The sequence below is a fragment of the Amycolatopsis bullii genome (genome assembly GCF_014654205.1).
Taxonomy (GTDB): domain Bacteria; phylum Actinomycetota; class Actinomycetes; order Mycobacteriales; family Pseudonocardiaceae; genus Amycolatopsis; species Amycolatopsis plumensis.
Genome location: NZ_BNAW01000015.1, coordinates 90,105 through 114,633, shown reverse-complemented (window position 1 = coordinate 114,633; position 24,529 = coordinate 90,105). Strand labels below are relative to the sequence as shown.

The following is a 24,529-nucleotide window of genomic DNA, read 5'->3' as shown; positions in this document are numbered from 1 at the left end:
CGCTGAACACTCGTCCCGGCCCTGGCCGCCGTGGCTCGCGGCCGGTGATCCTGGTGCGGTGACCAGCAGTGAAGTCGCCGCGCTCCCGCGTGCGTTCGGTGGGCCCGGCACCGGGCCGGGGCAGTTCCGGGGGCCGTCCGGGATCGCCGTCGACCTGCGCGGCCGCGTGTGGGTGGCCGACACCGGCAACGACCGGGTCCAGGCCTTCACCCACGACGGCGCGCTCGTGCGCGTCCTGTCCGGACGGCTCAAGGCGCCGGAAGGGGTGGCAGTCGACACGGCGGGACACGTCTACGTCGCCGACACCGGAAACCGCCGCGTGGTGCAGTTCTCGTGGTGGGGCGGGTTCGTGCGCGAGTTCGGCGGCCTGGTCAGGCCGCGCGCGGTCGCGCTCGACCACGCCGGGCGGCTGCTGGTCGACGACACCGGGCGCGTGGCCCGGTTCTGCACCCGCACGGGCGCCGCGCTGTCCGACACGGCCGAGCCGATCGGCTCACCGAGGGACATGGCCGACGACGGCGCCGGCGGCGTCTGGGTGGCCGAGCCGGGCAACCACCGGATCGTCCACTTCGGAGCGACCGGCTAGCGCTTCGAGATCGAGGCGGTCGCGCGGACGACGGCGGTGCAGCGGTTCTCGACGTAGGCGAGCCCGCCCTCTTCGGCGATGCGGCGTGCTTCGGCGGAGACGATGCCCTGCTGCAGCCACAGCGCTTTGGCGCCGATCTCGACGGCCTCGCGGGCGATGCCCGGCGCTTCGGGCGACGGCCGGAAGACGTCGACGAGGTCCACCGGCTCCGGGATGTCCTTCAGCGAGCGGTACACCTTTTCGCCGAGCAGCTCGGTCGCGCTCGGGTGCACCGGGATGATGTGGAAGCCGTGGGCCTGCAGAACGGCCGGGACACCGTGCGCGGCCTTGGCCGGATCGCGGCTCAGCCCGACGACGGCGATCGTGTTCGCGCCGGCGAGGATCTCCTCTGGGTTCATACCGGTGGAACGCGCGGCGGGCGTCAAAGCTTCCAGAGCCGCAGGCCACGCACCCGGTAGACCGGCCAGAGCACGTGCCACGGCTTCCGCCGGGCGAAGGTCGCGGCGCAGGTCAGGATGTTGCGGGCGGACGTCGTCGTGACCTCGTGGCGGTCGGGCCAGATCGCGCCCTTGGCGCCGACGGCGATGCGGAACACGGTCAGCAGGCCGCGGCCCTGCAGGTCGTACTTCGCGCCGGTGTCCCCGGAGCCGGGCGCGAGTTCGGCGATCTCGGCGCCGAACGCGCGGGCCGCCTGCGGCGCCACCTCCGCCGGCACGGCGCCGACACTGCGCATGATCGCCTTGCCGTGCAGGCGCCGCGCGTACCGGAACAGCAGCGCGCGCTCCCACCACGGCAGCAGCCGGTGGTGCTTGAGAAGGGCGGCGCACTCGCCGTGCCCGATCGCGAAGATGCTCGTGAGCTCGTCGTACGCGCCGTTCGTCGCCGGCTCGTTCAGGTGCAGCCGCACCTCGAACCGGGTGCGCGCGGTGAGTTCGTCGAGCAGCTCGCGGTGATCGAGCCGCGCCTTCGCACGGGAGAGCGACCAGTCGGACATCGGACCTCCAGACGTCGCGCACAGGCTAATTGGCGCGCGACGCCCGGACCACGCTTTCAGCCGATCTTCTCGCCGTACATCTCGCCGAGCGGGTCGGAGATCAGCTCGACGCGGGCACCGTCCGGGTCGGACAGGTAGATGGACGTCTTGCTCTCCAGCAGGTACTGGACGCCGGCTTCGTCGAGCTTGTCCTTGATGGCGCTCCACCGCTCGGGCGTGACGGAGAGGGCCAGGTGGTGCAGTCCACCGAGGACTTCCGCGTACGGGCCCAGGTCGAGGCCCGGCAGGTCGAAGAAGGCGACCGCGTTGCCGTTGCCGACGTCGAAGAAGAAGTGGCTGGAGCCGGGGTAGTCCCGGTTTTCGATGAGTTCGGTGAGCGGGAAGCCGAGGACGTCCTGGTAGAACTCGATGGTCCGCTCGACGTCGCTGGAGATCAGCGCGGTGTGGTGGATGCCGCGGCCGTTCGTCGGCGGGCGTTCGGCGGCCGGGCGCAGGTGGCGCTCGCGCAGCGCGTCGCGGGCTTCGGCGAGCTTCGTGACCTCGGCGGGGGTCGGTGCCATGTCCCTCACGTCCCTTCCTGGTGGTGGCTCCGACGCTACGCCTGATTTATCTCGCGCGCAAGAGGTTGTCTGGCGAGAGTTCCGGTGGGTGGAACATCGTGGCTTGTGTGCGGTCGGAGCGCACGGCAGAGTCCTTCCGGTGGATGTCAGCGAGGTGCAGGAGGCCGCTTCGGCGCTGGCGCGGGCTTATGCCGCGCGCGAGCCGATCGAGCCGCTGATCAAGACGTATCCGGACGCCGGTGTCGAGGACGCGTACCGGATCCAGCAGGAGCAGGTGCGGCACTGGGTCGAGGGCGGCGACGCCGTCCGCGGGCACAAGGTCGGCCTCGCGTCGGCGGCGATGCAGCGGCAGATGGGCGTCGACCAGCCCGACTACGGGCACCTCACCGGCAGCATGTTCCACCTGGAGCACCAGCCGATCCCGACGTCGGCGTTCCTGCAGCCGCGGATCGAACCGGAGATCGCGTTCGTGCTCGGCTCGGCCCTGCGCGGCCCGGGCGTGACGGTCGCGGACGCGGTCCGGGCGGTCGAGTTCGTGCTGCCGTCGCTGGAGATCGTCGATTCCCGCATCCAGGACTGGAAGATCTCGCTGTTCGACACGATCGCGGACAACGCGTCGTCGGGTGGGGTGGTGCTGGGGAGCAGGCCGACTGCGCTGGGTTCGGTGGATCTCCGGCTGGCGGGCTGTGTGCTGTACCGGAACGGTTCGGTGGCGGCGACGGGCGCGGGCGGCGCGGTGCTCGGCTCGCCGTTGAATTCGCTGGTCTGGCTGGCGAACACGGTGGGGCCGCTGGGTGTCACCCTGGAACCCGGGCACGTCGTGCTGCCGGGGTCGATGACCCGGGCGATCCCGGTGTCGCCGGGGGACACGATCGTCACCACGATCGCCGGCGTCGGCAGTGTCACCGCGGTCTTTTCGGAGGAATCGTGAACGTGCGCGAGGCAGCCGCTGCGCTGCTGGGGACGGTCTCGGAGCGCGCGCCACTCTCGGAGGAGTGGCCGGACCTGGACGTCGACACGGCGTACGCGATCCAGGACGAGGCGCTGCGGCAGCGCCGGGCGCGCGGGGAGACGCTGGTCGGGGTGAAGCTGGGGCTGACGTCCCGGGCCAAGCAGCAGCGGATGGGCATCGACACGCCGTTGCTGGCCTGGCTGACGGACGCGATGGTGCTGCCGGCGGGAGTGCCGGTGCCGTCGCTGATCCACCCGCGTGCGGAGCCGGAACTGGTGTTCGTGCTGGGCCGCCGCTTGGCGGGCCCGGGCGTCACGGCGGCGACGGCCCTGGCCGCGGTCGACCGCGTGTACGGCGGCATCGAGGTGATCGACAGCCGGTACGCGGACTACCGGTTCACGCTCCCGGACGCGGTGGCCGACAACGGCTCGTCGGCGTGCTTCAGCGTGGGCCCGGTGGGGGTGCCGCCTTCGACGGTGGACCTCTCCTTGGAGGCGGCGTTGCTGGAGGTCGACGGCCAGATCGTCGACACGGCCACGGGCGCGGCGGTCCAGGGCCACCCGGCGGAGGCTCTCGCCTTGGCGGCCAACGCCCTGGCCGCGCGGGGCTTGGCTTTGGAGCCGGGCTGGCTGGTCCTGACGGGCGGAATGACGGACGCGGTCCCCCTCCGCCCCGGCTCCCGCGTGGCCGCCCACTTCTCCCACCTCGGCTCTCTAACCCTCACCACCTAACCCCTCAATCACGTGTTGCCCCCTCAATCACGCGAGATGCCTCCCGGATCACGCGAGATGCCCCTCCAATCACGCGAGATGCCTCCCCGATCACGCGAATTCCGCCCCTAATCACGCGAGTTCGGCCTCCGGGCACGCAAGTTCCGCCGCCAATCGCTGCGGTGGGGCATACCGGGCCGGCGAACTCGCGTACCCGAAGGGTCGGCCCACGTACCTGGAGGGTCGGCTGGCGTGCTTGGAGGGTCGGCTGGCGTACCCGGAGGGTCGGCCTACGTACCTGGAGGGTCGGCTCGTGTGCCTGGAGGGTCGGGTCGGCGAGCCGACCGACCGGACACCCAGCCGACCCTCTGGGTACGCAACCCGACCGGCTGGGTACGCAACCCGACCCTCTGGGTACGCGAATCGACCGGCTGGGTACGTGAACTGACCCTTTGGGTGCGGCGGGCAACCGCCCCCGGCCCTGCTCGGGCTTCGCCCTCGGGCCCCGGGCCCCCCTCGGGCCTAGGCTCCACCTCCGGGGCCCCGCACCGGGGCCTGCCCCGGTGCGGGGTGGGTCAGGGTGGGGTGGGGCGGTAGGCGCGGGCCTGGATCTCGTACAGCTCGTGGTAGACGCCGCCCGCTCGGATGAGGTCGTCGTGGGTTCCTTGCTCGATCAGCCTTCCCTTCTCCAGCACCAGGATCCTGTCTGCCGAGCGGATGTTGGCCAGCCGGTGGGTGACCAGGACCGTGGTGCGGCGGCCGCGGCCCGAGCGGCTTGCGTGCTGCAGCCCGGCGAACACGCGGGCTTCGGCGCGGGCGTCCAGCGCCGCCGTCGGTTCGTCGGCGACCAGGACCGAGGCGTCGCGGTAGATGCCGCGGGCGATGCCCATGCGCTGCCACTGGCCGCCCGACAGGTCGTGGCCTTCGTCGAACTTCTTCGACAGGACCGTGTCTTCGCCGGCGGGCAGGGAGGCGATCACCTCGTCCGCGCCCGAGTAGTCGACCGCTTCGCGCCACGCCTGCTTCTCCGGGTCCGGACGGCCGAGGCGGCCTACCGTGATGTTGTTCGCCGCCGTCATCGGCCACTCCGCCGGTTCCTGGGCGATCACCGCGATGTTCGCGTGCACCGATGCCGGGTCGGCGCGCGCGAGGTCGACGTCGTCCCAGTGGACCGTGCCCTCGTCCGGCGGGTAGAGCCCGGTGAGCAGCTTGCCGAGGGTGGTCTTGCCCGACCCGTTCTCGCCGACCAGCGCGACCACCTCGCCGCGCCGGATCGTCACCGAGATGTCCCGCAGCGCCGGGCTGTCGCGGCCCGGGTAGGTGAACGTGACGCCGTCCAGCCGGATCTCGGCCGGGTCGGCGGGCGCTGCCACCGAAGTCGGCGGCGGTTGCCGCTTCCGGGACTCCGCGAGCAGCTGGTTGTAGAACCCGATGTAGAACGAGTCCTCGTACAGCGAGTTGACCGCGCGCATGGTGTTGGACAGCGCCGTGGACGCCGTGCGCATCGCCAGCACCGCCGTGCCGGCCAAAGCCAGTTCCATCGCGCCCGTGTAGAGCAGCCAGCCGAGCACGAGGTACGCGACGGCCGTGCCGAGGCCGGCTGCCGCCCGCCCGGTGGTGCGCACCAGGTTGCTCCGGTGCGCCAGCCGGACTTCTTCGCGCGAGAGGCTGCGCGAGATGCGCCGGTACTCGCCGAGCAACGGCTCCTGCAGCGTCAGCGCGTGCCGTTCGAGGGCCATCGAGCGCCAGGTGGCGACCTCTTCGACGACCGACTTGCGGATGTTGCGCCCGACGGTGTCGACGAAGTGCCGGTAGTTCAGCTTCGCGACGCGCGCGGCGGCCCAGCCGTCGGCCGCCGCGGCGAGCAGCAGCACCGGGGCCAGCCACGGGTTGAGCAGCCCGGCCGTGATCATCGCCGCCGCCAGCGAGATCGCCGACGACGTCAGGTCGGCCAGCCGCCGCAGGCTCGTTTCGATGGCCCGCACCCCGAACCGCGCGCCCTGCCGGGCGAGCTCCCGGAAGTCCGCGTCCTCGAACGCGATCAGCCCGACGCGCACGACCGCGGCCGTCACCGCGTCGTCCGCCGCCGCGGTGACCCGCGGCCGCAGCGCACCCTCGACGGCGGCGACGGCCGCGTCCAGCACCGCGCGCGCCGCGTACGACCCGGTGACCACCGCGATCGCCGGCAACGACTGCAGCACCCGCTCCGGCGTGGGGCCCTGCTGGAGCAGCGCGGTGAAGACGTTCGCCGTGGCGAGCAGCCCGAACGCCGTGACGCAGCCCGAAACGACGTGCACGACGGCGGCCAGCACGGTCAGCCGCGGCGACGTCCGCCACGCCAGCCGCAGCACGACCGAGATCGCGGTGGGCAGCGCGCGCACGGCCTGGCCGAAGCCCGCCGCGGCCACGCGTTCGTCGACGCGGGCCCACTCGGGCATCTTGACGTTCTCCACCCCGATCAGCGGGGGCGGGTCGGCGATTCCGGTCACACCCCATCTGTACTCCGGGGGTCCGACAGTTTCTGGCCCGCTACTGGCCCTTCCGGGTGTACCGCGCCCGCAAAAACGGGCTGTACGCCGGGTTTTCACCCATCCGGACGTCGATCTCGTGCGTCAGCGTCCCGCCTTCGGGGGTGAGCCGATGCCGGGCCACGCCGCGCGCGGTCTGCTTCTCCAGGGTGAGCGTCGCGCCGGTCCATCCGCCGCGGGCGGGGGATTCGGGCGGGAAACCGTAACTGTCGAAGCCGTACCAGAGCGTCTCGCCGGTGGCCGGATCGGCGGTGAAGACGTTGTGGCCGAGGAACTCCGACCCGTCCTCGCGGCGCTGCCGGTAGTGCTGGACGACCGCGAAACCGTTGAGGGCCAGAAGATATTCGCACTCGGCCGACGCGGTCGCGGCCGGCGCCCACGGCGAGGCGGCGAGTTCTTCGGTGCCGGTCCACTCGCCGACGAACGCCTTCAGCGCTTCGTGCGCGGGGCCGAGGCGGGGCATGTCCATGGTCGTCTCCATTTCGACAGGTGCCTGTCGATGTGCGAGACTAGCACGCATGCGGTCGCCTCGAGCCGAAACGTTCACCCGCGTGATCGACGCCGTCTTCGCCTGCAACGGCGGTTTCCTCGCCGCGGGCGACGCGCTGACCGAGCCGGTCGGGCTCACCGCGGCGCAGTGGCAGGTCCTCGGCTTCCTCGAGGACGGCCCGGCCACCGCCGCCGAGGTGGCGCGCCGCCGCGGGTTGCGCCGGCAGAGCGTGCAGGAGACGGTGAACCGCTTGCTGCGCAACGGGATGCTGGACCGCTCGCCGAACCCGGCCGATGCGCGGGCGCCGGTGTTGTCGTTGACGCGCCGGGCGCGCGCGGCGCTGCGGCAGCTGGGGGACGCGCAGGTCGCGTGGGCCGAGGACGTGGCGGCGCAGGTGCCGCAGGAGGACCTGGAGACGACACTGCGCACCCTGCAGCGGCTGCGCGGGGTGGTGGCGCAGCCGCGCCTCCGGTGAGCGGCGGTCAGCGGGCCGCGCCGGGGCCGGCCAGCACTTCGACGTCGTTGGCGTGCATCGGCTCGCCGCAGTGGGCGCAGCGCGGGTCGACGCTGCTGATTTCGCCGCACGCGTGGTGGCGGTAGAGCACCGGCGGGCCGGCTTCGCCCGCCAGCCACTTGTCGCCCCAGCGGGTCATCGCCATCAGCATGTCGACCAGCTCGGTGCCCTTCTCGGTCAGGACGTACTCGTAGCGCGGCCTGCGGTCGTACGGGCGTCGCTCGAGGACGCCGGAGCCGACCAGGTGGTTCAGCCGCTCGGTGAGCACCTTGCGCGAGATGCCGAGGTCCGCCTGGAGCTGCTCGAACCGGCTGAGGCCGACCCACACGTCCCGCAGGATCAGCGGTGACCAGGGTTCGCCGATGACGTCGAGCGTGCGCGCGATCGAGCACGGGGCCAGTTCGCTGAAGTTCGTGCGCTGCATGGAGCCAGGTTAGCACTTGGGGTTCCCTCAAGGAACTCAAGCTGCTACCGTTCTGGAGTCTCCTGAAGGAACCCAGAAGGGAATGCCACGATGAGCAAGGTCTTCAGCGCCCACGCCGTCTCGGTCGACGGCTACATCACCGGCCGGGGCGCTCGCCCGGGTCAGGGGCTCGGCGACGGCGGGACGCTCTTCGACTGGTACTCCGACGGGGACACCCGCAGCCGGGTCTTCGACTTCTTCCGGCTCAGCGAACCGAGCGCCCGCGTCTTCGACTCGCTCGCCGGCCGGGTGGGCGCGATCGTGGCGGGCCGCAACACCTACGAGGACTCGGAACACTTCGGCGGCGGCAGCCCGCACCCGGACGCCCCGGTGTTCCTGGTCAGCCACCGGCCCGCGCCGGAGCTGACCGACCGGCAGACCCTGTTCGGCACCGTCGAAGACGCGATCGCGGCGGCCCGCGAGGCGGCCGGCGGCAAGGACGTCGGCCTCATGGGCGGCGGTGTCCTCGCTTCGGCGTTGCAGGCCGGCCTGGTCGATGAGATCGTGCTCCACCAGGTCCCGGTGCTGCTCGGCGGTGGCCGGCCGTTCTTCCGGGAACTGCCCTCGCACGTGCGGCTGAACCTGGTCGAGGCCGTGGCCGCGCCCGGTGTCACCCACCTCCACTACTCCGTCGCCTGAACCCTTACCCCCACAAGGAGCCGACCATGCTCGACGCCGACGTCCGCCGCATCCTCGCCACCGCCGTCCTCGGCCACCTCGCCACCGTCCTGCCGGACGGCGCGCCCCACGCCGTTCCGGTCTGGGTCGACCCGGAGGGCGACCGCATCGCCATCCTGACCGGCCCGGACTCGCGCAAGGCCCGCAACCTGCGCCGCGACCCGCGTGTGGCGCTTTCCCTGACGCCGCTGGACAACCCGTTCGAGCCGGTGATGATCCGCGGCCGGGTGGCCGAGTGGATCGAGGGTGACGCCGCCTGGGAGATCGTGGACCGGATCGCGACGAAGTACATCGGCGGCCCGTACTCGCGGGAGCGGGAGCGGGTCGTGGCGCTCATCGAGGTGGAGCGGCAGAGCGTGGGGATGGGCTGATTCAGTCCGGCTTCACCCCCAGCAGGGTCAGGAACGTGCGGAACCCGGCCGACATGTCGACTTCATCGGGGTCCAGGAGCCACTGCAGCTGGAGGCCGTCCAGGATCGCGATGGCCAAGGGCGCCAGCTGTTCCGGCGTCGTTCCCGGGGGCAGCTCGTCGCGGTGGCGCTCGAGCATCCGGGTCATGCCGGCCCGGACCCGGGCGTAGCGGTCCTGGAAGTACTTCCGGGCCGGGTGGTCCTCCGTGACGCTGTCCGCCGAAAGCACCGTGTACGTCTGGACGATGCCCGGGCGGGTGGCGTTGTAGTCGACCAGGTCCGCCAGCTGGTTCACCGTCATCGCGGACGGATCGGCCGCCGTGGCGTGCCCGAAGTGCAGCAGGTCCCACTCGTCGCGGGTCTCCAGCACCGCCGTCAGCAGGTCTTCCTTGGTGGGGAAGTAGTGCATCAGCCCCTGCTGCGTCAGGCCCACGCGTTCGGCCACCGCGGCCAGCGACGTGCCGCGGTAGCCGCGCTCGGCGATCACCTCGAACGCCGCTCGGACGATGCTGGCTCGGCGGTCGGCGCCCCTGGCCCGGGTCATGATCCCGAGCCTACGGCAGTGAGCGTCACGGAAGCATAACGTTCGCTACTCGCTGCCAGGTAGGGTGACGGCAGGACCGATCGCGGAGGATGCGCATGAGCTTCGACGTCGACGCGCTGCTGGCCGAACTCGACCTGGACGCCAAAGCGAGCCTGCTCGCCGGCCAGGACGTCTGGTCCCTTCCCGCGCTGCCGCGGATCGGGCTCGCGTCGCTGGTGCTCTCCGACGGCCCGGTCGGCGTCCGCGGGACGCGCTGGAGCCCGGACGACCCCTCGGTGACCCTGCCCAGCCCGACGGCGCTCGCCGCGAGCTGGGACCCGCGCCTGGCGGTCGAGACCGGCCGCCTGCTCGCGCAGGAGGCCCGGCGCAAGGGCGTGCACGTGCTGCTCGCCCCGACGGTCAACCTCCACCGCTCGCCGCTGGGTGGCCGGCACTTCGAGTGCTACTCCGAAGATCCGCTCCTCACCGGGATGATCGGCGCCGGCTACGTCACCGGCGTGCAGGACGGCGGGGTCGCCGTCACGGTCAAGCACTTCGTCGCCAACGACTTCGAGACCGAACGCTTCACCGTCGACGTGCGTGTCGGCGAGCGCGCCCTGCGCGAGCTCTACCTCGCGCCCTTCGAACTCATCGTCCGGCGCGCGAAGCCGTGGGGGATCATGGCCGCCTACAACAGCGTCAACGGCGTCACGATGACCCAGCACGCCGAACTGGTCAACGGCGTGCTGCGCGGCGAATGGGGCTTCGACGGCTTCGTCGTCTCCGACTGGCTGGCCGCGCGCGACACCGTCGCCTCCGCCAACGGCGGCCTCGACGTGGCCATGCCCGGCCCGCGCACGGTGTTCGGCGCCCGGCTCGCCGAAGCGGTTCGCGGTGGCGAAGTCGACGAAGGCGTCGTCGACGCCATGGTGCGCCGCGTGCTCCTGCTCGCCCACCGGACCGGCGCGCTCGGCGGCGACCCCGTGCCAGGAGTATCCGATGTGGACGGAGAAGCGATCGCGCGCGAGGTCGCGCACCGGTCGTTCGTGTTGCTCCGCAACGAAACCGGCGTGCTGCCCCTGCGGGAGCCGCAGAGCATCGCGCTCATCGGCGCGCTCGCCGCGGACCCGAAGATCCTCGGTGGTGGCAGTGCCACCGTGTTTCCGGACCACGTCGTCTCCCCTCTCGACGGCCTCAAGGCGGCCGTTCCCCCTGGTACCGAGCTCGTTTACGCACCCGGTGCCGATCCGCGCACGACGTTACCGACCGCCACCGACAATTTCCGGCTCCGCGCGACCGCCCGCGCCGCCGACGGCACCGAACTCGCGCAGTTTCCGTTGCGCACGGCCAGGATCGACTGGATCGGCGAACTGCCGGCCGGGCTCGACATCGGCACGCTCGCCTCGGTCGAGATCGCCGGCACGTTCCTCCCGGAGCAGAGCGGCATGCACACCTTCGGCATCACCGGTCCCGGCGACCTCCGCCTCACCGTCGCCGGCCACACCGTCTTCGACGGCGTGAACCTGCCGGAAGGCGGCGACATCTTCACCTCCATCATGCAGGTCCACGAGCAGCGGCGGGAGGTCGAGCTGACCGCGGGCGAGCCGGTCGACGTCAATCTGACCTACTGGATCCCCTCGGAGATGGCGGAGTTCGCCAGGGGCACCTTCGCCTGGGTCACCTTCGCGCTCGGTTACCGAGGTCCGGTCCTCGACCCGGACGCGAGCCTCGAAGAAGCCGTGGCCCTCGCGGCGAAGTCGGAGGTCGCCGTGGTCGTGGTCGGCACGACCGCCGAGGTCGAGAGCGAAGGCTTCGACCGGACTTCCCTCGCCCTGCCCGGCCGCCAGGACGAACTCGTCGCGCGGGTCGCCGAAGCGAACCGGAACACCGTCGTGGTGGTCAACGCCGGCTCCCCGGTGGAGATGCCGTGGCGCGACGACGTTGCCGCGGTGCTGCTCACCTGGTTCCCCGGCCAGGCCGGCGGCGACGCGCTCGCCGACGTCCTCTTCGGCCGTGAAGAGCCCGGCGGCCGCCTGCCCATGACCTGGCCGGCGAAGCTCGAAGACGCGCCGGTCACCGACGTGACGCCGGAAGACGGCGCGCTCGAGTACCGCGAAGGTGTGTACATCGGTTACGGCGCTTGGGCGCGTACCGACCGGCAACCCGCGTACTGGTTCGGCCACGGCCAGGGCTACACGACCTGGGAGTACGAAGAGATCGACGCCTACCCGGACGAGGAAGGCGGCGCGCGCGTCCGGGTCCGGGTCCGCAACACCGGAAAGCGCAAGGGCCGCGAGGTCGTCCAGCTCTACCTCGTCCCGACCGAACGCGGCGACCGGCCGCACCGCTGGCTGGCCGGGTTCGCGAGCGTGGAAGCCGGGCCCGGCGAGCCGGTGGAGGCCGACATCGCCATCGCCTCGAGGTCGGCCGAGGTCTGGAACGAGGGCTGGCGGCACATCGCGGGCGAGTACGTCCTGGAGGCGTCGCACTCCTACGCCGAGCCGCGGCTGAGCACGCGCGTGGTGCTGCAGAAAATCCGTTGATCACCGCGGGTGCATCCCCTAATGTCCCGGGGAGGCACCTTGACCGGCGAAAGGAGGTGGGACCGATGATCACGCAACCGATCACGCGCTCCCACCTCGCAGCGAGGGTGCCGGCTGTCTGACCGGGAGCGCGTACTCCCGGAAGGATTTCCATGACCGAACTGGTCGTGCGCCCGCTCGAAGCGGGCGAAGAAGCACTGTTCACCTCCCTGCCCGACCGCGGTCTCGTCGGCCGCAAGCTGCTCGGCGACGACTTCGCGGAGATGGCGAAGAAGGGCGAGTACCGGCCCGAGTGGACGTGGGTCGCGCTGCGCGAAGGCGTCGTCGTGGCCCGGGCGGCCTGGTGGGCCAAGCCCGGCGACGAAACCCCGGTCGCGCTGGACTGGTTCGACTTCACCGACTTCGACGCGGCCGTCCACCTGCTGAAGACGGCGCCGCTGCGCGCCGAGTACGCGCTGCACACGCCACCCGCGTGGCAGGACGACCCGGAGGTCGCGGCCGAAGTGAACGGCCGGGTCGAAGCGGCCGAGCGGGCGGGCTTCCGCAAGCTCGTCGAGCGTTACCGCTTCCGCTGGACGCCGGACAACGGCCTGCCGGAGAAGCCCGGCCGGCTCGAGTTCCGGCCGGAGCCGGACGACGACGTCATCCTCGAGGTCTTCAAGCGGGTGCACGTCGGCAGCCTCGACGCGCACGTGCGGAAGACCGTCGAAGAGCAGGGCCTCGACGCGGCCGCGCAGGAGGACCTCGACATCATGAAGTGGATGCCGGGTCCGCGGGACTGGTGGCGGCTGGCGTACACGCCCGAAGGCGAGCTCGCCGGGCTCGTCCTGCCCACCCGCAACGTCTACGACCCGGTGATCGGCTACGTCGCCGTGGTGCCGGAGCACCGAGGCCGGGGCTACGCGTACGACCTCCTGGTCGAGGCCACGCACGACCTCGTCTGCTACGGCGCCGACCGGATCGTCGCGGGCACCGACGTCGGCAACGTCCCGATGGCCAAGGCCTTCGCCAAGGCGGGCTACCCGGTGACGCAGCACCGCATCGACCTGGCCTGACCGCCTCGTGAGTGGCAAGGCGGGTGAGAACCGCCTTGCCACTCACGAGCCCTGGGCGCTACCTTCGCTAGAGCGATCTATCAAATCGGGGGCTGCGATGGGGTTGACGACGCTTCGGGTGATTCTGGGCTTCTCGCTGCTCAGCACGGCGGTCCACTACACGCACAACGCCGTCCGGTACGCGGACTACCCGCAGCTGCCGGGCATCACGCCGCTCGTCGGCGGCATCACCGTCGCCGTCGCCTGGGTGCTGCTGACGGCGTTCGGCTGGTTCGGCTACCGCGCGTACACGCAAGGCCGGTACCACCGGGCACTGGCGTTCCTCTTGGTCTACTCGCTGGCCGGAATGATCACGCTCGGCCACTTCCTGACCGGCGTCCCGCAGATCCCGGCGTTCTGGTTCGCGACGATCTTCACCGACGCCGCGGCCGGGCTGGCCCTGTGGGTGTTCCTCACCTGGGCCTGGGCCACGCTCAACCGGGTGACCACGCGAGATCAAGTTTCTACACAACATTGACGCTCGTCCGGCTCATGTAGACAATCGACAGGTGACCACCACCACACCGGTTGCCTTCGACCGCCGTCCGGACGAGTACCGCCACTGGCACCTGCGGGTCGACGGGGAGGTGGCCTGGCTCGAGCTGGACGTCGACGAGCAGGGTGGGCTGGTCCCGGGGTACGAGCTCAAGCTCAACTCCTACGACCTCGGCGTCGACATCGAGCTGTACGACGCCACGCAGCGCCTGCGGTTCGAGCACCCCGAGGTCCGGGTGGTCATCGTGACCAGCGCCAAGGACAAGGTGTTCTGCGCCGGCGCGAACATCCGCATGCTCGCCGCGTCGGAGCACCACTGGAAGGTCAACTTCTGCAAGTTCACCAACGAGACCCGCAACGGCATGGAGGACGCCACCGAGCACTCCGGCCAGACGTACGTGGCCGCGGTGAACGGCACCTGCGCCGGCGGCGGCTACGAGATCGCGCTGGCCTGCGAAAAGGTCTTCCTGATCGACGACAACTCCTCGACCGTCGCGCTGCCGGAGGTCCCGCTGCTCGGCGTGCTGCCCGGCACCGGCGGCCTCACCCGGGTCGTCGACAAACGGCGGGTGCGCCGGGACCTCGCCGACGTCTTCGCCACGCGCCCGGACGGCGTCAAGGGCAAGACGGCGGTCGACTGGCGCCTGGTCGACGAGCTGGTGCCCCGCCAGGACTTCCGCGAGAAGGTCCTGGAAAGGGCGCGGGAACTCGCGCGGGGGTCCGCAAAGCAAGCGGACCGCGGCATCGAGCTGACCCCGCTCGAACATCGCCATGTCGACATCGAGGTCGAGGCGAGCCAGGCCACCATCACCATCAAGGGGCCCGAGAACGACCCCGGTGACCTGCACGAAGAGGGCGCGGGCGGCTGGTTCCTCGCCATGACCCGCGAACTCGACGACGCCATCCTGCGGCTGCGCACCAACGAGGTCGAAGCCGGGACGTGGATCCTCCGGACCCAGGGCGACCCGGCGACGGTACGGGCGCACGAAGAGGCCGTGCTGGGGCAGAAGGACTGGCTCGCGAACGAGATCACGCACTACTTCAAGCGCACGCTCAAGCGCCTCGACGTCACCAGCCGCAGCCTGATCGCGCTCATCGAACCGGGCAGCTGCTTCACCGGCGCGCTGCTGGAGGTCGCGCTGGCCGCGGACCGGCAGTACATCCTGGACGGCCCGCCGATCGACGACGAAAACTCCGAGGAACGCGCCTCCATCGAACTGACCGACGCCAACTTCGGTGCGTTCCCGATGGGCAACGGCCTCACCCGCCTCCAGGCGCGCTTCTACGGCGACGACGACCACCTCGCCTGGCTCGCCCGCGAGAAGAACCGGGCGCTGACCCCGGCCGAAGCCCTCGAACTCGGCCTGGTCACCGACGCCCCGGACGACCTCGACTGGGAGGACGAGATCCGCATCGCCCTCGAAGGCCGTGCCTCGCTGAGCCCCGACGCGCTCACCGGGATGGAGGCCAACCACCGGTTCGTCGGTCCCGAGACCATCGAGACCAAGATCTTCGGCCGGCTGGCGGCTTGGCAGAACTGGATTTTCACCCGGCCGAACGCATCCGGGCCGGAAGGCGCGCTGCGCCGCTACGGTACGGGACAGAAGGCCGTCTTCGACAGGAAGCGGGTCTAGCGCAGATGCCCGAGAAGATCGACTACGACGCCAAGATCCCCAACAACGTCAACCTCTCCGAGGACCGCAGGCTCCAGCGGGCCCTGGAGGGCTGGCAGCCGAAGTTCATGCACTGGTGGGGCGAGATGGGGCCGACGCTGGAGACCCAGGGCGTCTACCTGCGCACCGCGGTCAGCGTGGGGCGGGAGGGCTGGGCGCACTTCGACCACGTCAACGTCCCGGACTACCGCTGGGGCATCTTCCTCGCCGAGCGCGACCCGGACCGCCGGATCGCCTTCGGGGAGCACAGGGGCGAGCCGGTGTGGCAGCAGGTGCCCGGCGAGTACCGCGCCGACCTGCAACGGCTGATCGTCATCCAGGGCGACACCGAACCGGCGTCGGTCGAGCAGCAGAAACTCCTCGGCCTGACCGCGCCGAGCCTGTACGACCTGCGGAACCTGTTCCAGGTCAACGTCGAAGAAGGCCGGCACCTGTGGGCGATGGTGTACCTGCTGCACGCCTACTTCGGCCGCGAAGGCCGCGACGAGGCCGAAGGGCTGCTGCTGCGCAACTCGGGTAGTCCCGACGCGCCGCGAATCCTCGGCGCCTTCAACGAGGAAACCGCCGACTGGCTGGCGTTCTACATGTTCACCTACTTCACCGACCGCGACGGGAAGTACCAGCTCGGCACGCTCAAGGAGTCCTCCTTCGACCCGCTCTCGCGCACGTGCGAGTTCATGCTGAAGGAGGAGGCGCACCACATGATGGTCGGCACCACCGGCGTCGACCGCGTGGTGACCCGCAGCGCCGAGCTGATCCGCGAGCACGACACGTACGACATCGGCCCGCTCGGCGGCATCCCGCTGGACATCATCCAGAAGTACATCAACTTCCACTACACGGTGTCCCTGGACCTGTTCGGCAGTGAGACGTCGACGAACGCGGCGAACTACTACACCGCCGGGCTCAAGGGCCGCTGGCAGGAGACCCGCCGCAAGGACGACCACAAGCTCACCGAGGACGCCCGCACGCTGGAGCGGCCGAACGCCGACGGCACCTGGACCACCGAGGAGCTGCAGGCGATCCTGTTGCTGAACCTCGACCTGCGCAGCGAGTACGTGGCCGACTGCCAGACCGGCGTGAAGCGCTGGAACAAGATCCTCTCCGACGCCGGCGTCGACTTCACGTTCCGGTTGCCGCACCCTGGCTTCAACCGCGAAGTGGGCATAAACTCCGGCCACCACGTCACTCCCGACGGCACCATCGTCGACGAGGCGACCTGGGAGGCAGGCAAGCGCAAGTGGCTGCCCACGACCGAAGACCTCACGTTCGTGCGTTCGCTGATGCGCCCGGTGTACGAGCGGGGGAAGATCGCGAGCTGGGTCGCGCCGCCGCGGCAGGGCATCAACGGCAAGCCCATCGACTACGAGTACGTGTACCTCACGTAGGAGGCCTGGTGGCGACAGGGTTCAATGCCGCGGAGTACCTGCTCTCGGCCGGGCACCCGGACGCGACCGCGGTCGTGTCGCCCCGCCGCTCGCTCACCTACGCCGAGCTCGCGTCGGAGTCCCGGCGCGTCGCCGGCGGGCTGCTCGAACTCGGGGTGCGGCCCGAGGAACGGGTCATGTTCTGCATGGTCGACGACGTCGAGCTGCTCACCGGCATCCTCGGCGCGATGCTGGCCGGCGCGGTCGCCGTCCCCGTCTCGACCATGGTCACCGGGCCCGAGCTGGGCCAGGTGCTGGCCGACTCGCGGGCGCGCGTGCTGTGCGTGTCCGGGGAGTTCGCCGGACAGGCGCTGACGGCGCTGACGCTCGCCCCCGAGGTCACCGACGTCGTGCTCGACCACTGCGACCCGGCTGGGTTCGGCGTCCGGACGCACGACTGGCCGTCGCTGTCCGGACCGGTCCCGAGTAGACGGACGTGGGCGGACTCGCCCGCGTTGTGGCTGTACACGTCGGGGACGACCGGACAGCCGAAGGGCGCGATGCACCGGCACGCGAGCATCCGCGCGGTTTGCGAGACCTACGCCCGCGGCGTGCTGGCGACGACGAGCGAGGACCGGTTCCTGTCCGTGCCGAAGCTGTTCTTCGCCTACGGGCTGGGGAACTCGTGCTTCTTCCCGCTCGGCGCGGGCGGCACGACGCTGCTCGAGCCTTCGCGGCCGACGCCCGCGTTGTTCGCTTCACGCGCTCGCGAGGAGAAGCCGACACTGTTCTTCGCGGTCCCGACGTTCTACGCGGCGTTGCTCGCCAGCGACGTCCCGGACGACTCGTTTTCTTCGGTGCGGTACGCGGTTTCGGCGGGCGAGCCGCTGCCCGCGTCACTGTTCGAACGGTTCCGCGCCCGCTTCGGACTGGAAATCCTCGACGGCATCGGGTCCACCGAGGCACTGCATATTTTCCTGTCGAACCAGCCGGGCTCGGTGCGGCCGGGCAGCACCGGCGTCCCGGTGCCCGGGTATTCCGTGCAGCTGCGCGACGAAGCCGGGGCCGTCATCGACGCCGCCGGGAAGCCGGGCGAGCTGTTCGTGGCCGGGCCGTCCACGGCGACCGGCTACTGGGCCCGTTACGACGCCACGAAACTCGTCTTCCAGGGCGAGTGGCTGCGGACCGGCGACAGCTACATCCGGAACGAAGACGGCACCTACAGCTGCCTGGGCCGGTTCGGGGACATGCTGAAGGCGGGCGGGATCTGGGTGTCACCGTCCGAAGTGGAGGAACGATTGCGGCAGCACCCGGCGGTGGCCGAGGTCGCCGTGGTCGCCGCGCCGGACGCCGACGGCCTCGACAAGCCCGTCGCGTGCGTGGTGCCCGCCCCCGGGTTCGCGGTCGACCCGGCCGAGCTGATCGAGTTCTGCCGCGAGGGCCTGGCGGCGTTCAAGCGCCCGCGCGGGGTGGTCGAACTGCCCGAGCTGCCGAAGACGGCGACCGGCAAGATCCGCCGCAACGTGATCCGCGAGCTGGTCCGCGACTCGCTGCGGACGGTACCGAGCCCGTGATCGACGGGCACTTCGTGGTCGACGCCCACGTCCACACGCCCCGGCTGCCGACGCTGAAGCCGGCGTGGCTGCAGTGGGCGCACGACTTCGCCGGGGCGTACCCGTGGCGTTCGGTGTACTCCGCTTCCGGGGAGGTCGTCCCGTCCGCAATGGACGAACTGATGGAGTCCGAAGGCGTCGACCGCGTGCTGTTGTTCTGCGAGTACAGCCCGCGCGCGACCGGGATCCAGCCGATCGAGGACAACCTACCGCTGGTGGCGTTCAACCCGGAGCGGTTCCGGCTGGTGGCGAACGTGAACCCGTACGTGCACCACCCGGCCGCGGCCGAGGTGGCGCGGCAGCTGGACCTGGGCGCGGTGGCGCTGAAGATCCACCCGGTGCACGGCGCGTTCTCACCGGCGGACAAGGAGCTGTACCCGGTTTACCAGCTGTGCCTCGAACGCGGGGTGCCGGTGATCCTCCACTCGGGAACGTCGAGCTTTCCCGGCTCCCGCACCAGTTTCGGCAACCCGGAGCTGCTGTCCGATGTGGTCGAGGACTTCCCGGCCCTGCAGTTCGTCTTCGCCCACGGCGGCCGCGGGTGGTGGTACGACGTGGCGGCGTTCCTGGCGCTGGCCCGCGAGAACGTGTGGCTCGACCTCGCCGGGCTGCCGCCGAAGAAGCTCCCGGAGTACTACCAGCGCTTCGACCTGACGCGGCTGGCGGGGAAGTTCGTGTTCGGGACGGACTGGCCGGGGGTGCCTTCGGTGGCCGCGAACGTCCGGACGCTGGCCGGGCTGGGGCTGCCCGAGGACGTGCTGAGCGGGGTCCTGTCGGGGAACGCGATCAAGCTGATGCCGTCACTGGCGTGAGCCGGGCCGAACGCGGGGGTGCCTGCCGTCGACCGGCGGCACCCCCGCGCCCCCAGGGTGGTCAGCCCATGACCTCGTGCAGGCAGAGCACGTTGCCCCCGGAATCGGTGAACCAGGCCGCGCGCTCGTTGCCCAGCTGCGCATGGTCGTGATGGTCGATTCGGTCAACATGGCTTTCATGGTGCGCCGCCACGGGCATCGGGCGTGACCTCGACTTTTTCAACGGTCGGCGTTGAACGCGCGCAGTGTCCGCATCGCTTCCGCCAGTGCCGGAGCGTCGTCGCCCAGCGGCGTCAGCACGATCCGGCGCAGGATGTCCGCCGCCGCCGCGCGGGCCTTGTTCGCCACGTCCAGGCCGTGCTCGGTCAGCGAAGCGAACGTGACGCGCCGGTCGTCGGGGCTGGGGATCCGGCAGATCAGGTCGGCCGCCACCAGCCGGTCCGCCACCTTGGTGAAGCCGCCGCTGGACAGCGCCGCCTCGGTGGCCAGGCGGGTCATCGGCATCCGGTGGTCCGGCGAGCGGACGAGCCGCAGCAGGATGTCGAACGACGGGGGCGCGAGCCCGAAGCGGTCGGCGATCTCGCCCATCAGCCTGTCCTGGGTGGCCAGGTAACCCTCGATAACCAGGCCCCACCAGGTGACGATCTCGTCGTCGTCGGTGTCCACAGGTCGGAGTTTACCGCCACACCTCGCCGGATTATTTCTTCCGGAGAAGATGTCAGCCCGTTTGTACGAACCGTGTACCGCGCGTCCCTACGATCGGGCGATGACCAACGAGGCACTACAGCGTGCTACCAAACTGCTGGACGCCGTCATCCTTGCCGACGGGCACAACGACCTGCCGTGGGAGCTGCGGCAGCACGGTGGCCCGAACCCGGTGGAGGCGGCCGCGTCCCTCGACCTGACCGTGCGGCAGCCCGCCCTGCACACCGACTTCCCGAAGCTCGCCGACGGCAAGCTCGGCCTGCAGTTCTGGTCGGTGTACGTGCCCTGCGAGTTCGAGGGCCACAGTGCCGTGACCGCCGTCCTGGAACAGGTGGAGGTCGTCCACCAGCTGGTCGAGCGCTATCCCGACCGGTTGCGGCTGGTCACCACCGCGGACGAGGCCGAGGCCGCCTTCGGAGACGGCCGGATCGCGTCGCTGCTCGGGGCCGAGGGCGGGCACAGCATCGCCGAATCGATCGGCGTGCTGCGGATCCTGCGGCGCCTCGGCGTCCGCTACATGACGCTGACGCACAACTTCAACACCACCTGGGCCGACTCCGGCACCGACGAGCCGGCCCATGGCGGGCTCACCGAGTTCGGCCGCGACATCGTGCGCGAGATGAACAAGATCGGGATGATGGTCGACCTCTCGCACGTCGCGCCGTCGACGATGCGGGCGGCGATCGAGGTCAGCTCGGTGCCGGTGATCTTCAGCCACTCCTCCTGCACCGCGGTGAACGACCACCCCCGCAACATCCCCGACGACGTCCTGGCGAAGCTGCCCGGCAACGGCGGCGTCGCCATGATCACCTTCGTGCCCGCGTTCGTCTCGCCGAAGGTGGCCGCCTGGAACGAACGGCTCGAGGCCGCGATGGCCGAAGCCGGGCTCGAGTACCGCAACCTGAGCCTGCGCGGCGAGTTCGTCAAGCAGTGGGACGGCCCGCCGAAGCCGCTCGCCACGGTCGAGGACGTCGTCGCGCACGTCGAGCACGCGCGCGAGGTCGCCGGCATCGACCACATCGGCCTCGGCGGCGACTACGACGGCGTCGGCTCGCTGCCGGAGGGGCTGGAGGACACGTCCAAGTACCCGGTGTTGTTCGCCGCACTGCTCGAGCGCGGGTGGAGTGAGGACGACTGCGCGAAACTGGCCGGGCGGAACACGCTGCGCGTCCTGCGCGAGGTCGACGGTTTCGCCCGTTAGGGGGTTTGAGACGGCGCTCCCCGCGCAGCGGACGGACACTGGGTACATGACGCACGCGCGCGGGGGCGCGGCCGACCGCCCCACCGGTCCCGGCCTACCCGGAAGCGGCCACCACGAGCCGGGTGGCCCCGAGGTGCCCGAGGGCGCCCTGGAACCCGCCGAACTGCGGGCGGGCGACGTCCGGCCCGGCGCCGAGGAGGTCACGCCGGTGCGCCCGGCACCCGGCAGGCCCGCCACGGCCAAGAGGGCGCGGCCGACGCGGATCAGCGGCACCTGGGTCGCGGTCATCGCCGGCCTGGTCGTGCTGATCGTGCTGTTGATCTTCATCCTGCAGAACCTGGACTCGGTGACCGTGCACTTCTTCGGCGCCGAAGGCAACCTGCCGCTGGCCATCGCCATGCTGTTCTCGGCGATCGGCGGCGCGGCGCTGGTCGCGCTGATCGGCGGGGCCCGGATCCTGCAGCTGCGGAAGCAGGCACGCCGCCGCTAGGTCCCCCTGAGGGCACTTTCACGTGAAAGTGCCCCTCAGACGATGATCGACGTCATCGTCAGGACCTGGGCGCAAACGTTTTCGTCGCCGGTCGTGCGCACCCGGCCGAGGTCCGCCGCGTTGCGCGTGCAGAGCCGCCAGAACGTGTCCAGGTCCGTCGTCACGGTGGCCAACGGGGTGCGCGACGGCGGCGCGCCGCGATCCAGCACCCAGCCGTCACGCTCGCGACGGGCGTACCACTTGCCCTGGCCGGTGACCGTGTAGCCGACCTGCTTGCCGACGCGGGCGTCGACGTCACGCAGGGTGTATGGCAGTGCTCGCACGAACGTGTCGGCGATCGGCTCGGCGTACTCCGCCTCCAGCGGCGTGTGCTCCAAGGCCTCGCGGATCTGCACGTGGTGGACCCAGAACTCCGAATAGTCGCGGGCGGCGTCCAGCCAGCGCGGCGCGGGCTCGTCGCCGGCCCAGCTCACCGGGATGCCGGGGACGTCGAGGTCCAGCTGCGCCCAGTACTCGGTCGTCTGGCCCATGAACTCGTACATCATCGTGAGCAGGACGTCCGTCGAGAGCCGGCGGCACGCGACGACCCACTCCTCGTTGATCCGGTCGATGAACCGCGGGAACGCCTCACCCGGCCGGGGGCCATCGGAGGCGTGGCCGTCGCGGCCGTGGGACAGCCGCCCGACCTTGTCGCCCAGCAGGTGGGCGGCGACGTCCTTGACCGTCCAGCCCGCGCACATCGTCGGCCGCGTCCAGTCCTCGTCGGTGAGCGCGCCGAGCAGCGTCATCAGCGCCTGTTCTTCCTTCGAGAAGTACGGGAGGACGTCGATCGGCGGGCCCCAGCGCGTCGGACTCATGCGCCCATCCAACACGCAAGTCACACCTCCATTCGGCCTACCCGCAGGTAGCATCAGCCTCGCGTAAGCAGAGGGGAGTCCGCCGGTGAACGCAGAGCGACCGAACGGCCGGGGTGCCGCCGACGACGTGGCCGACCTGGCCCGCCGCGCCGGTCAGCTGGCGGGCTGGGCCGCGCGCACCGGCTTCGCCATCGGCCGCAAGCTGCCCGGTGTCGAGACCGCCGAACGCGGCGTCCGGCAGGTGGAGCGCCAGCTGCTGACCGAGCTGCGCCGACGGCTCGACGAGGTCGACGACCCGTACCACGCGGCGCTCACCGCGGCGTCGGCGATGAACCGCCCCGCGGTGCCCGGCAAGGTCGAAGCCGCCGTCACCGTCGTGCCGGTGCGCGACAACCGCGCCGAGCCGCTGCGCGCGGCGATGGCCGAGCTGCTCAACCACTCCGTCGGCTTCGGCCGCGAACGCGCCCGCGAGTACTTCTACGCGATCATCCTGCGCCAGCTGACGCCCGACGAGGCGCGGATCCTGTCCGCGCTGTCCGACGGCTCGCCGTTCCCCGCCGTCGACGTCGTCGAGCGCACCGGCCTCGGCGGCAACGGCCGGGTCGTGCTGCGCAACGCCTCGACGGTCGGCAAGGCCGCCGGGGTGTCGCTGCCCGACCAGGTGCCCGGCTACGTCACCAGGCTGATCGGGCTCGGCCTGGTCGACCTCGACGAAGAGGTGCCCTCGCTGGAGACGCAGTACGAGATCCTGCTGACCGACGAGACGGTGCGCGAGGCCGAGAAGCACGTCCGGCGCGCGAAGTTCGTCCGGCGCACGATCCACGTCTCGCGCCTCGGCGCGCAGTTCTGGCAGGCCTGCGACCCGAGCCTGGGTTAGCGCGATGGGGGCCTTCTTCGGCGGGATCGTCGCCGACTTCGCCCGGCACTGGCCCCTCTACGTCTCGATCCCGGTCGTCGCGGCGCTGATCGGCTACGGCACGAAGCTCGTCGCGATCCGGATGATGTTCCAGCCGGTGGAGTTCATCGGCGTCAAGCCGTTCCTGGGCTGGCAGGGCATCGTGCCGAAGCGTGCCGCCCGGATGGCGAGCATCGCCTGCGACACGATGACCGAGCAGCTGATCAAGCCGGCCGAGGTCGTGGCGCGGCTGGACGCCGGGCGGATCGCGAAGGAGATCGAGAAGCCGCTGCTGGCGGGCGTCGAGGACATCGTCCGCGAGGTGGCCGGGCACTACCAGCCGGGGCTCTGGGAGTCCCTGCCGGTCCGGGTGCAGCGGCTGGTGATCGAGCGCGTCCAGCACGAGTCGCCGCGGATGGTCGCGGCGGTGCTCGACCTGATCAAGTCCGATGTGGACAGCGTCTTCGACCTCAAGGGCATGGTGGTCACCAGCCTGGTCAAGGACAAGCGGCTGCTGAACCGCATCTTCCAGGAAGCGGGCGCGCGGGAGTTCAAGTTCATCGCCCGGTCGGGCCTGGTGTTCGGCGGCGCGATCGGTGTCGTGCAGATGGTGGCGTGGGTGCTGTTCAAGTTCCCGCCGATCATGCCGGTGTTCGGCCTGTTCACCGGCTGGTTCACCGACTGGCTGGCGCTACGGATGATCTTCTACCCGATCGAGCCCCGCCGGTATTTCGGAGTGCAGTGGCAGGGCCTGTTCCTGAAGCGGCGCGCGGAGGTTGCGGAGGCGTACGGGTCGTTGATCGCGAAGGAGATCATCACCCCGCACAACGTCATCGAGGCGATCCTGCACGGGCCGCTGGCGGACCGGGTGCTGGCCCTGATCCAGCGGCAGCTCGACCGGGAGCTGGGCAGCGTCGCGAGGCCGCTGCTGGTGTTCGCCGTCGGCAGCCGCAAGTACCAGGACATGAAGCTGACGATCGCGTCGCAGATCATGGCGCGCCTGCCGGAGACGATGCGGTACATCGAGGACTACGCGACGGACGCGATGGACATCCGGAACGTGCTGGTGTCGAAGATGAAGCAGCTGTCACCGAAGGAGTTCGAGCGATTGCTGCGGCCGGCTTTCGAGCAGGACGAGTGGATTCTGATCGCGACGGGGGCGGTGCTGGGGTTCATGGTCGGTGAGGCGCAGGTGCTGCTCCTGGAGCACCTGGCGGCTTAGAGGGCAGTTCAGAATGAGTCGGCGTGTCGTCTTTGCCTGACTGCAGAGTTTCCAGAATCGGCTGGAACCGTCTGCGGACGGCGTTGTTCGGTGCCTCCGGGGTCACCTGCTGGCGGCGGCTGACTGAATGGCACGTGGCCGCCGCCTGGTCCGC

General features: G+C 70.7%; 27 protein-coding genes. 17 read left to right on the top strand and 10 right to left on the bottom strand.

The features are described 5' to 3' along the window. Window positions 1-58 precede the first annotated feature (58 nt). Window positions 59-586 carry an NHL repeat-containing protein gene (locus IE317_RS19095; RefSeq protein ID WP_191311909.1) on the top strand — a complete coding sequence of 176 codons (528 nt, stop codon included), beginning with the start codon at window positions 59-61 and terminating at the stop codon, window positions 584-586. On the opposite strand, the gene IE317_RS19090 is transcribed toward IE317_RS19095, so the two are convergent. From IE317_RS19090 to IE317_RS19080, 3 genes are read right to left on the bottom strand one after another with little or no spacing between them, the layout of a single operon-like run. After that, window positions 583-984: a CoA-binding protein gene (locus IE317_RS19090; RefSeq protein WP_191311907.1), complete on the bottom strand. Its 402-nt coding sequence runs from the start codon at window positions 982-984 to the stop codon at window positions 583-585. The two genes, IE317_RS19095 and IE317_RS19090, sit on opposite strands and share 4 nt — an antisense overlap. 23 nt (window positions 985-1,007) lie before the next feature. Next, the gene (locus IE317_RS19085; RefSeq protein ID WP_191311905.1) at window positions 1,008-1,580 is read right to left on the bottom strand and encodes a hypothetical protein; all 573 of its coding nucleotides are present in this window, start codon (window positions 1,578-1,580) and stop codon (window positions 1,008-1,010) included. A 56-nt stretch (window positions 1,581-1,636) separates the two neighbouring features. Further along, window positions 1,637-2,140 carry a VOC family protein gene (locus tag IE317_RS19080; RefSeq protein WP_191311903.1) on the bottom strand — a complete coding sequence of 168 codons (504 nt, stop codon included), beginning with the start codon at window positions 2,138-2,140 and terminating at the stop codon, window positions 1,637-1,639. A 139-nt stretch (window positions 2,141-2,279) separates the two neighbouring features. On the opposite strand from IE317_RS19080, the gene IE317_RS19075 reads away from it, so the two are divergent. Both IE317_RS19075 and IE317_RS19070 read left to right on the top strand, forming a co-directional pair. Then, complete coding sequence (locus IE317_RS19075; RefSeq protein WP_191311901.1) at window positions 2,280-3,071, top strand: 2-keto-4-pentenoate hydratase; 792 nt, start codon at window positions 2,280-2,282, stop codon at window positions 3,069-3,071. Further along, window positions 3,068-3,823 carry a 2-keto-4-pentenoate hydratase gene (locus IE317_RS19070; protein ID WP_229902789.1) on the top strand — a complete coding sequence of 252 codons (756 nt, stop codon included), beginning with the start codon at window positions 3,068-3,070 and terminating at the stop codon, window positions 3,821-3,823. The genes IE317_RS19075 and IE317_RS19070 overlap by 4 nt, the downstream gene beginning before the upstream one ends. Window positions 3,824-4,377: 554 nt before the next feature. Here the strand turns inward: IE317_RS19070 and IE317_RS19065 are convergent. Both IE317_RS19065 and IE317_RS19060 read right to left on the bottom strand, forming a co-directional pair. Next, window positions 4,378-6,291, bottom strand: a complete 1,914-nt coding sequence (locus IE317_RS19065; RefSeq protein WP_191311899.1) for an ABC transporter ATP-binding protein — start codon at window positions 6,289-6,291, stop codon at window positions 4,378-4,380. 40 nt (window positions 6,292-6,331) lie between these two features. Beyond that, the gene (locus IE317_RS19060; protein ID WP_229902788.1) at window positions 6,332-6,799 is read right to left on the bottom strand and encodes a DUF1579 family protein; all 468 of its coding nucleotides are present in this window, start codon (window positions 6,797-6,799) and stop codon (window positions 6,332-6,334) included. A 49-nt stretch (window positions 6,800-6,848) separates the two neighbouring features. On the opposite strand from IE317_RS19060, the gene IE317_RS19055 reads away from it, so the two are divergent. Beyond that, the gene (locus tag IE317_RS19055; protein ID WP_191311894.1) at window positions 6,849-7,295 is read left to right on the top strand and encodes a MarR family winged helix-turn-helix transcriptional regulator; all 447 of its coding nucleotides are present in this window, start codon (window positions 6,849-6,851) and stop codon (window positions 7,293-7,295) included. A gap of 7 nt (window positions 7,296-7,302) precedes the next feature. On the opposite strand, the gene IE317_RS19050 is transcribed toward IE317_RS19055, so the two are convergent. After that, window positions 7,303-7,758, bottom strand: a complete 456-nt coding sequence (locus tag IE317_RS19050) for a winged helix-turn-helix transcriptional regulator (protein ID WP_191311891.1) — start codon at window positions 7,756-7,758, stop codon at window positions 7,303-7,305. A gap of 90 nt (window positions 7,759-7,848) precedes the next feature. Here IE317_RS19050 and IE317_RS19045 point away from each other — a divergent pair, with 90 nt between their 5' ends. Together IE317_RS19045 and IE317_RS19040 are read left to right on the top strand one after the other, a co-directional pair. Beyond that, on the top strand, window positions 7,849-8,436 hold the full coding sequence (locus tag IE317_RS19045; protein WP_191311889.1) for a dihydrofolate reductase family protein: 588 nt from the start codon (window positions 7,849-7,851) through the stop codon (window positions 8,434-8,436). A gap of 26 nt (window positions 8,437-8,462) precedes the next feature. Continuing rightward, a complete protein-coding gene (locus IE317_RS19040; protein WP_191311887.1) occupies window positions 8,463-8,846 on the top strand; it encodes a TIGR03618 family F420-dependent PPOX class oxidoreductase in 384 nt (127 codons plus the stop codon). 1 nt (window position 8,847) lies between these two features. On the opposite strand, the gene IE317_RS19035 is transcribed toward IE317_RS19040, so the two are convergent. Beyond that, window positions 8,848-9,429 carry a TetR/AcrR family transcriptional regulator gene (locus IE317_RS19035; protein WP_191311884.1) on the bottom strand — a complete coding sequence of 194 codons (582 nt, stop codon included), beginning with the start codon at window positions 9,427-9,429 and terminating at the stop codon, window positions 8,848-8,850. A gap of 95 nt (window positions 9,430-9,524) precedes the next feature. Here IE317_RS19035 and IE317_RS19030 point away from each other — a divergent pair, with 95 nt between their 5' ends. From IE317_RS19030 to IE317_RS19000, 7 genes are all read left to right on the top strand, one after another. After that, window positions 9,525-11,951, top strand: coding sequence for a beta-glucosidase H (locus IE317_RS19030; protein WP_191311882.1), 2,427 nt, complete (start codon window positions 9,525-9,527; stop codon window positions 11,949-11,951). Window positions 11,952-12,103: 152 nt separating this feature from the next. Continuing rightward, a complete protein-coding gene (locus tag IE317_RS19025) occupies window positions 12,104-13,006 on the top strand; it encodes a GNAT family N-acetyltransferase (RefSeq protein ID WP_191311880.1) in 903 nt (300 codons plus the stop codon). Window positions 13,007-13,103: 97 nt separating this feature from the next. Beyond that, on the top strand, window positions 13,104-13,523 hold the full coding sequence (locus IE317_RS19020) for a hypothetical protein (RefSeq protein WP_191311878.1): 420 nt from the start codon (window positions 13,104-13,106) through the stop codon (window positions 13,521-13,523). 31 nt (window positions 13,524-13,554) lie between these two features. Further along, the gene (gene boxC, locus IE317_RS19015; protein WP_191311875.1) at window positions 13,555-15,174 is read left to right on the top strand and encodes a 2,3-epoxybenzoyl-CoA dihydrolase; all 1,620 of its coding nucleotides are present in this window, start codon (window positions 13,555-13,557) and stop codon (window positions 15,172-15,174) included. Between the two features lie 5 nt (window positions 15,175-15,179). Next, complete coding sequence (gene boxB / locus IE317_RS19010) at window positions 15,180-16,601, top strand: benzoyl-CoA 2,3-epoxidase subunit BoxB (protein WP_191311873.1); 1,422 nt, start codon at window positions 15,180-15,182, stop codon at window positions 16,599-16,601. A gap of 8 nt (window positions 16,602-16,609) precedes the next feature. After that, a complete protein-coding gene (locus IE317_RS19005; protein WP_191311871.1) occupies window positions 16,610-18,154 on the top strand; it encodes a benzoate-CoA ligase family protein in 1,545 nt (514 codons plus the stop codon). Further along, window positions 18,151-19,005: an amidohydrolase family protein gene (locus IE317_RS19000; protein WP_191311868.1), complete on the top strand. Its 855-nt coding sequence runs from the start codon at window positions 18,151-18,153 to the stop codon at window positions 19,003-19,005. The genes IE317_RS19005 and IE317_RS19000 overlap by 4 nt, the downstream gene beginning before the upstream one ends. 61 nt (window positions 19,006-19,066) lie before the next feature. On the opposite strand, the gene IE317_RS18995 is transcribed toward IE317_RS19000, so the two are convergent. Further along, window positions 19,067-19,204, bottom strand: a complete 138-nt coding sequence (locus tag IE317_RS18995; protein ID WP_191312003.1) for a hypothetical protein — start codon at window positions 19,202-19,204, stop codon at window positions 19,067-19,069. A 20-nt stretch (window positions 19,205-19,224) separates the two neighbouring features. After that, window positions 19,225-19,671 carry a MarR family winged helix-turn-helix transcriptional regulator gene (locus IE317_RS18990; protein WP_191311866.1) on the bottom strand — a complete coding sequence of 149 codons (447 nt, stop codon included), beginning with the start codon at window positions 19,669-19,671 and terminating at the stop codon, window positions 19,225-19,227. 100 nt (window positions 19,672-19,771) lie between these two features. Here IE317_RS18990 and IE317_RS18985 point away from each other — a divergent pair, with 100 nt between their 5' ends. After that, on the top strand, window positions 19,772-20,911 hold the full coding sequence (locus IE317_RS18985; RefSeq protein ID WP_191311864.1) for a dipeptidase: 1,140 nt from the start codon (window positions 19,772-19,774) through the stop codon (window positions 20,909-20,911). A 46-nt stretch (window positions 20,912-20,957) separates the two neighbouring features. Next, window positions 20,958-21,401 (top strand): LapA family protein, encoded by a 444-nt coding sequence (locus IE317_RS18980; RefSeq protein WP_191311862.1) that lies wholly within the window; start codon window positions 20,958-20,960, stop codon window positions 21,399-21,401. 35 nt (window positions 21,402-21,436) lie between these two features. Here IE317_RS18980 and IE317_RS18975 read toward each other — a convergent pair whose 3' ends face one another. Then, window positions 21,437-22,258 carry a maleylpyruvate isomerase family mycothiol-dependent enzyme gene (locus IE317_RS18975; protein ID WP_191311860.1) on the bottom strand — a complete coding sequence of 274 codons (822 nt, stop codon included), beginning with the start codon at window positions 22,256-22,258 and terminating at the stop codon, window positions 21,437-21,439. An 85-nt stretch (window positions 22,259-22,343) separates the two neighbouring features. Here IE317_RS18975 and IE317_RS18970 point away from each other — a divergent pair, with 85 nt between their 5' ends. Both IE317_RS18970 and IE317_RS18965 read left to right on the top strand, forming a co-directional pair. Continuing rightward, a complete protein-coding gene (locus IE317_RS18970) occupies window positions 22,344-23,135 on the top strand; it encodes an Abi-alpha family protein (RefSeq protein ID WP_191311858.1) in 792 nt (263 codons plus the stop codon). Between the two features lie 4 nt (window positions 23,136-23,139). Then, window positions 23,140-24,375 carry a DUF445 domain-containing protein gene (locus IE317_RS18965; protein WP_191311855.1) on the top strand — a complete coding sequence of 412 codons (1,236 nt, stop codon included), beginning with the start codon at window positions 23,140-23,142 and terminating at the stop codon, window positions 24,373-24,375. Window positions 24,376-24,529 lie beyond the last annotated feature (154 nt).

What these genes read in the sequence shown, in the direction of transcription:
- IE317_RS18980 (WP_191311862.1), top strand. Translation starts at nt 20,958, where the DNA reads ATGACGCACGCGCGCGGGGGCGCGGCCGACCGCCCCACCGGTCCCGGC.
- IE317_RS19040 (WP_191311887.1), top strand. Translation starts at nt 8,463, where the DNA reads ATGCTCGACGCCGACGTCCGCCGCATCCTCGCCACCGCCGTCCTCGGC.
- IE317_RS19030 (WP_191311882.1), top strand. Translation starts at nt 9,525, where the DNA reads ATGAGCTTCGACGTCGACGCGCTGCTGGCCGAACTCGACCTGGACGCC.
- IE317_RS18985 (WP_191311864.1), top strand. Translation starts at nt 19,772, where the DNA reads ATGACCAACGAGGCACTACAGCGTGCTACCAAACTGCTGGACGCCGTC.
- IE317_RS19035 (WP_191311884.1), bottom strand. Translation starts at nt 9,429, where the DNA reads ATGACCCGGGCCAGGGGCGCCGACCGCCGAGCCAGCATCGTCCGAGCG.
- IE317_RS18975 (WP_191311860.1), bottom strand. Translation starts at nt 22,258, where the DNA reads ATGAGTCCGACGCGCTGGGGCCCGCCGATCGACGTCCTCCCGTACTTC.
- IE317_RS19085 (WP_191311905.1), bottom strand. Translation starts at nt 1,580, where the DNA reads ATGTCCGACTGGTCGCTCTCCCGTGCGAAGGCGCGGCTCGATCACCGC.
- IE317_RS19020 (WP_191311878.1), top strand. Translation starts at nt 13,104, where the DNA reads ATGGGGTTGACGACGCTTCGGGTGATTCTGGGCTTCTCGCTGCTCAGC.
- IE317_RS18965 (WP_191311855.1), top strand. Translation starts at nt 23,140, where the DNA reads ATGGGGGCCTTCTTCGGCGGGATCGTCGCCGACTTCGCCCGGCACTGG.
- IE317_RS19090 (WP_191311907.1), bottom strand. Translation starts at nt 984, where the DNA reads ATGAACCCAGAGGAGATCCTCGCCGGCGCGAACACGATCGCCGTCGTC.
- IE317_RS19050 (WP_191311891.1), bottom strand. Translation starts at nt 7,758, where the DNA reads ATGCAGCGCACGAACTTCAGCGAACTGGCCCCGTGCTCGATCGCGCGC.
- IE317_RS19055 (WP_191311894.1), top strand. Translation starts at nt 6,849, where the DNA reads ATGCGGTCGCCTCGAGCCGAAACGTTCACCCGCGTGATCGACGCCGTC.
- IE317_RS19080 (WP_191311903.1), bottom strand. Translation starts at nt 2,140, where the DNA reads ATGGCACCGACCCCCGCCGAGGTCACGAAGCTCGCCGAAGCCCGCGAC.
- IE317_RS18995 (WP_191312003.1), bottom strand. Translation starts at nt 19,204, where the DNA reads ATGCCCGTGGCGGCGCACCATGAAAGCCATGTTGACCGAATCGACCAT.
- IE317_RS19025 (WP_191311880.1), top strand. Translation starts at nt 12,104, where the DNA reads ATGACCGAACTGGTCGTGCGCCCGCTCGAAGCGGGCGAAGAAGCACTG.
- IE317_RS19045 (WP_191311889.1), top strand. Translation starts at nt 7,849, where the DNA reads ATGAGCAAGGTCTTCAGCGCCCACGCCGTCTCGGTCGACGGCTACATC.
- IE317_RS19060 (WP_229902788.1), bottom strand. Translation starts at nt 6,799, where the DNA reads ATGGACATGCCCCGCCTCGGCCCCGCGCACGAAGCGCTGAAGGCGTTC.
- boxB (WP_191311873.1), top strand. Translation starts at nt 15,180, where the DNA reads ATGCCCGAGAAGATCGACTACGACGCCAAGATCCCCAACAACGTCAAC.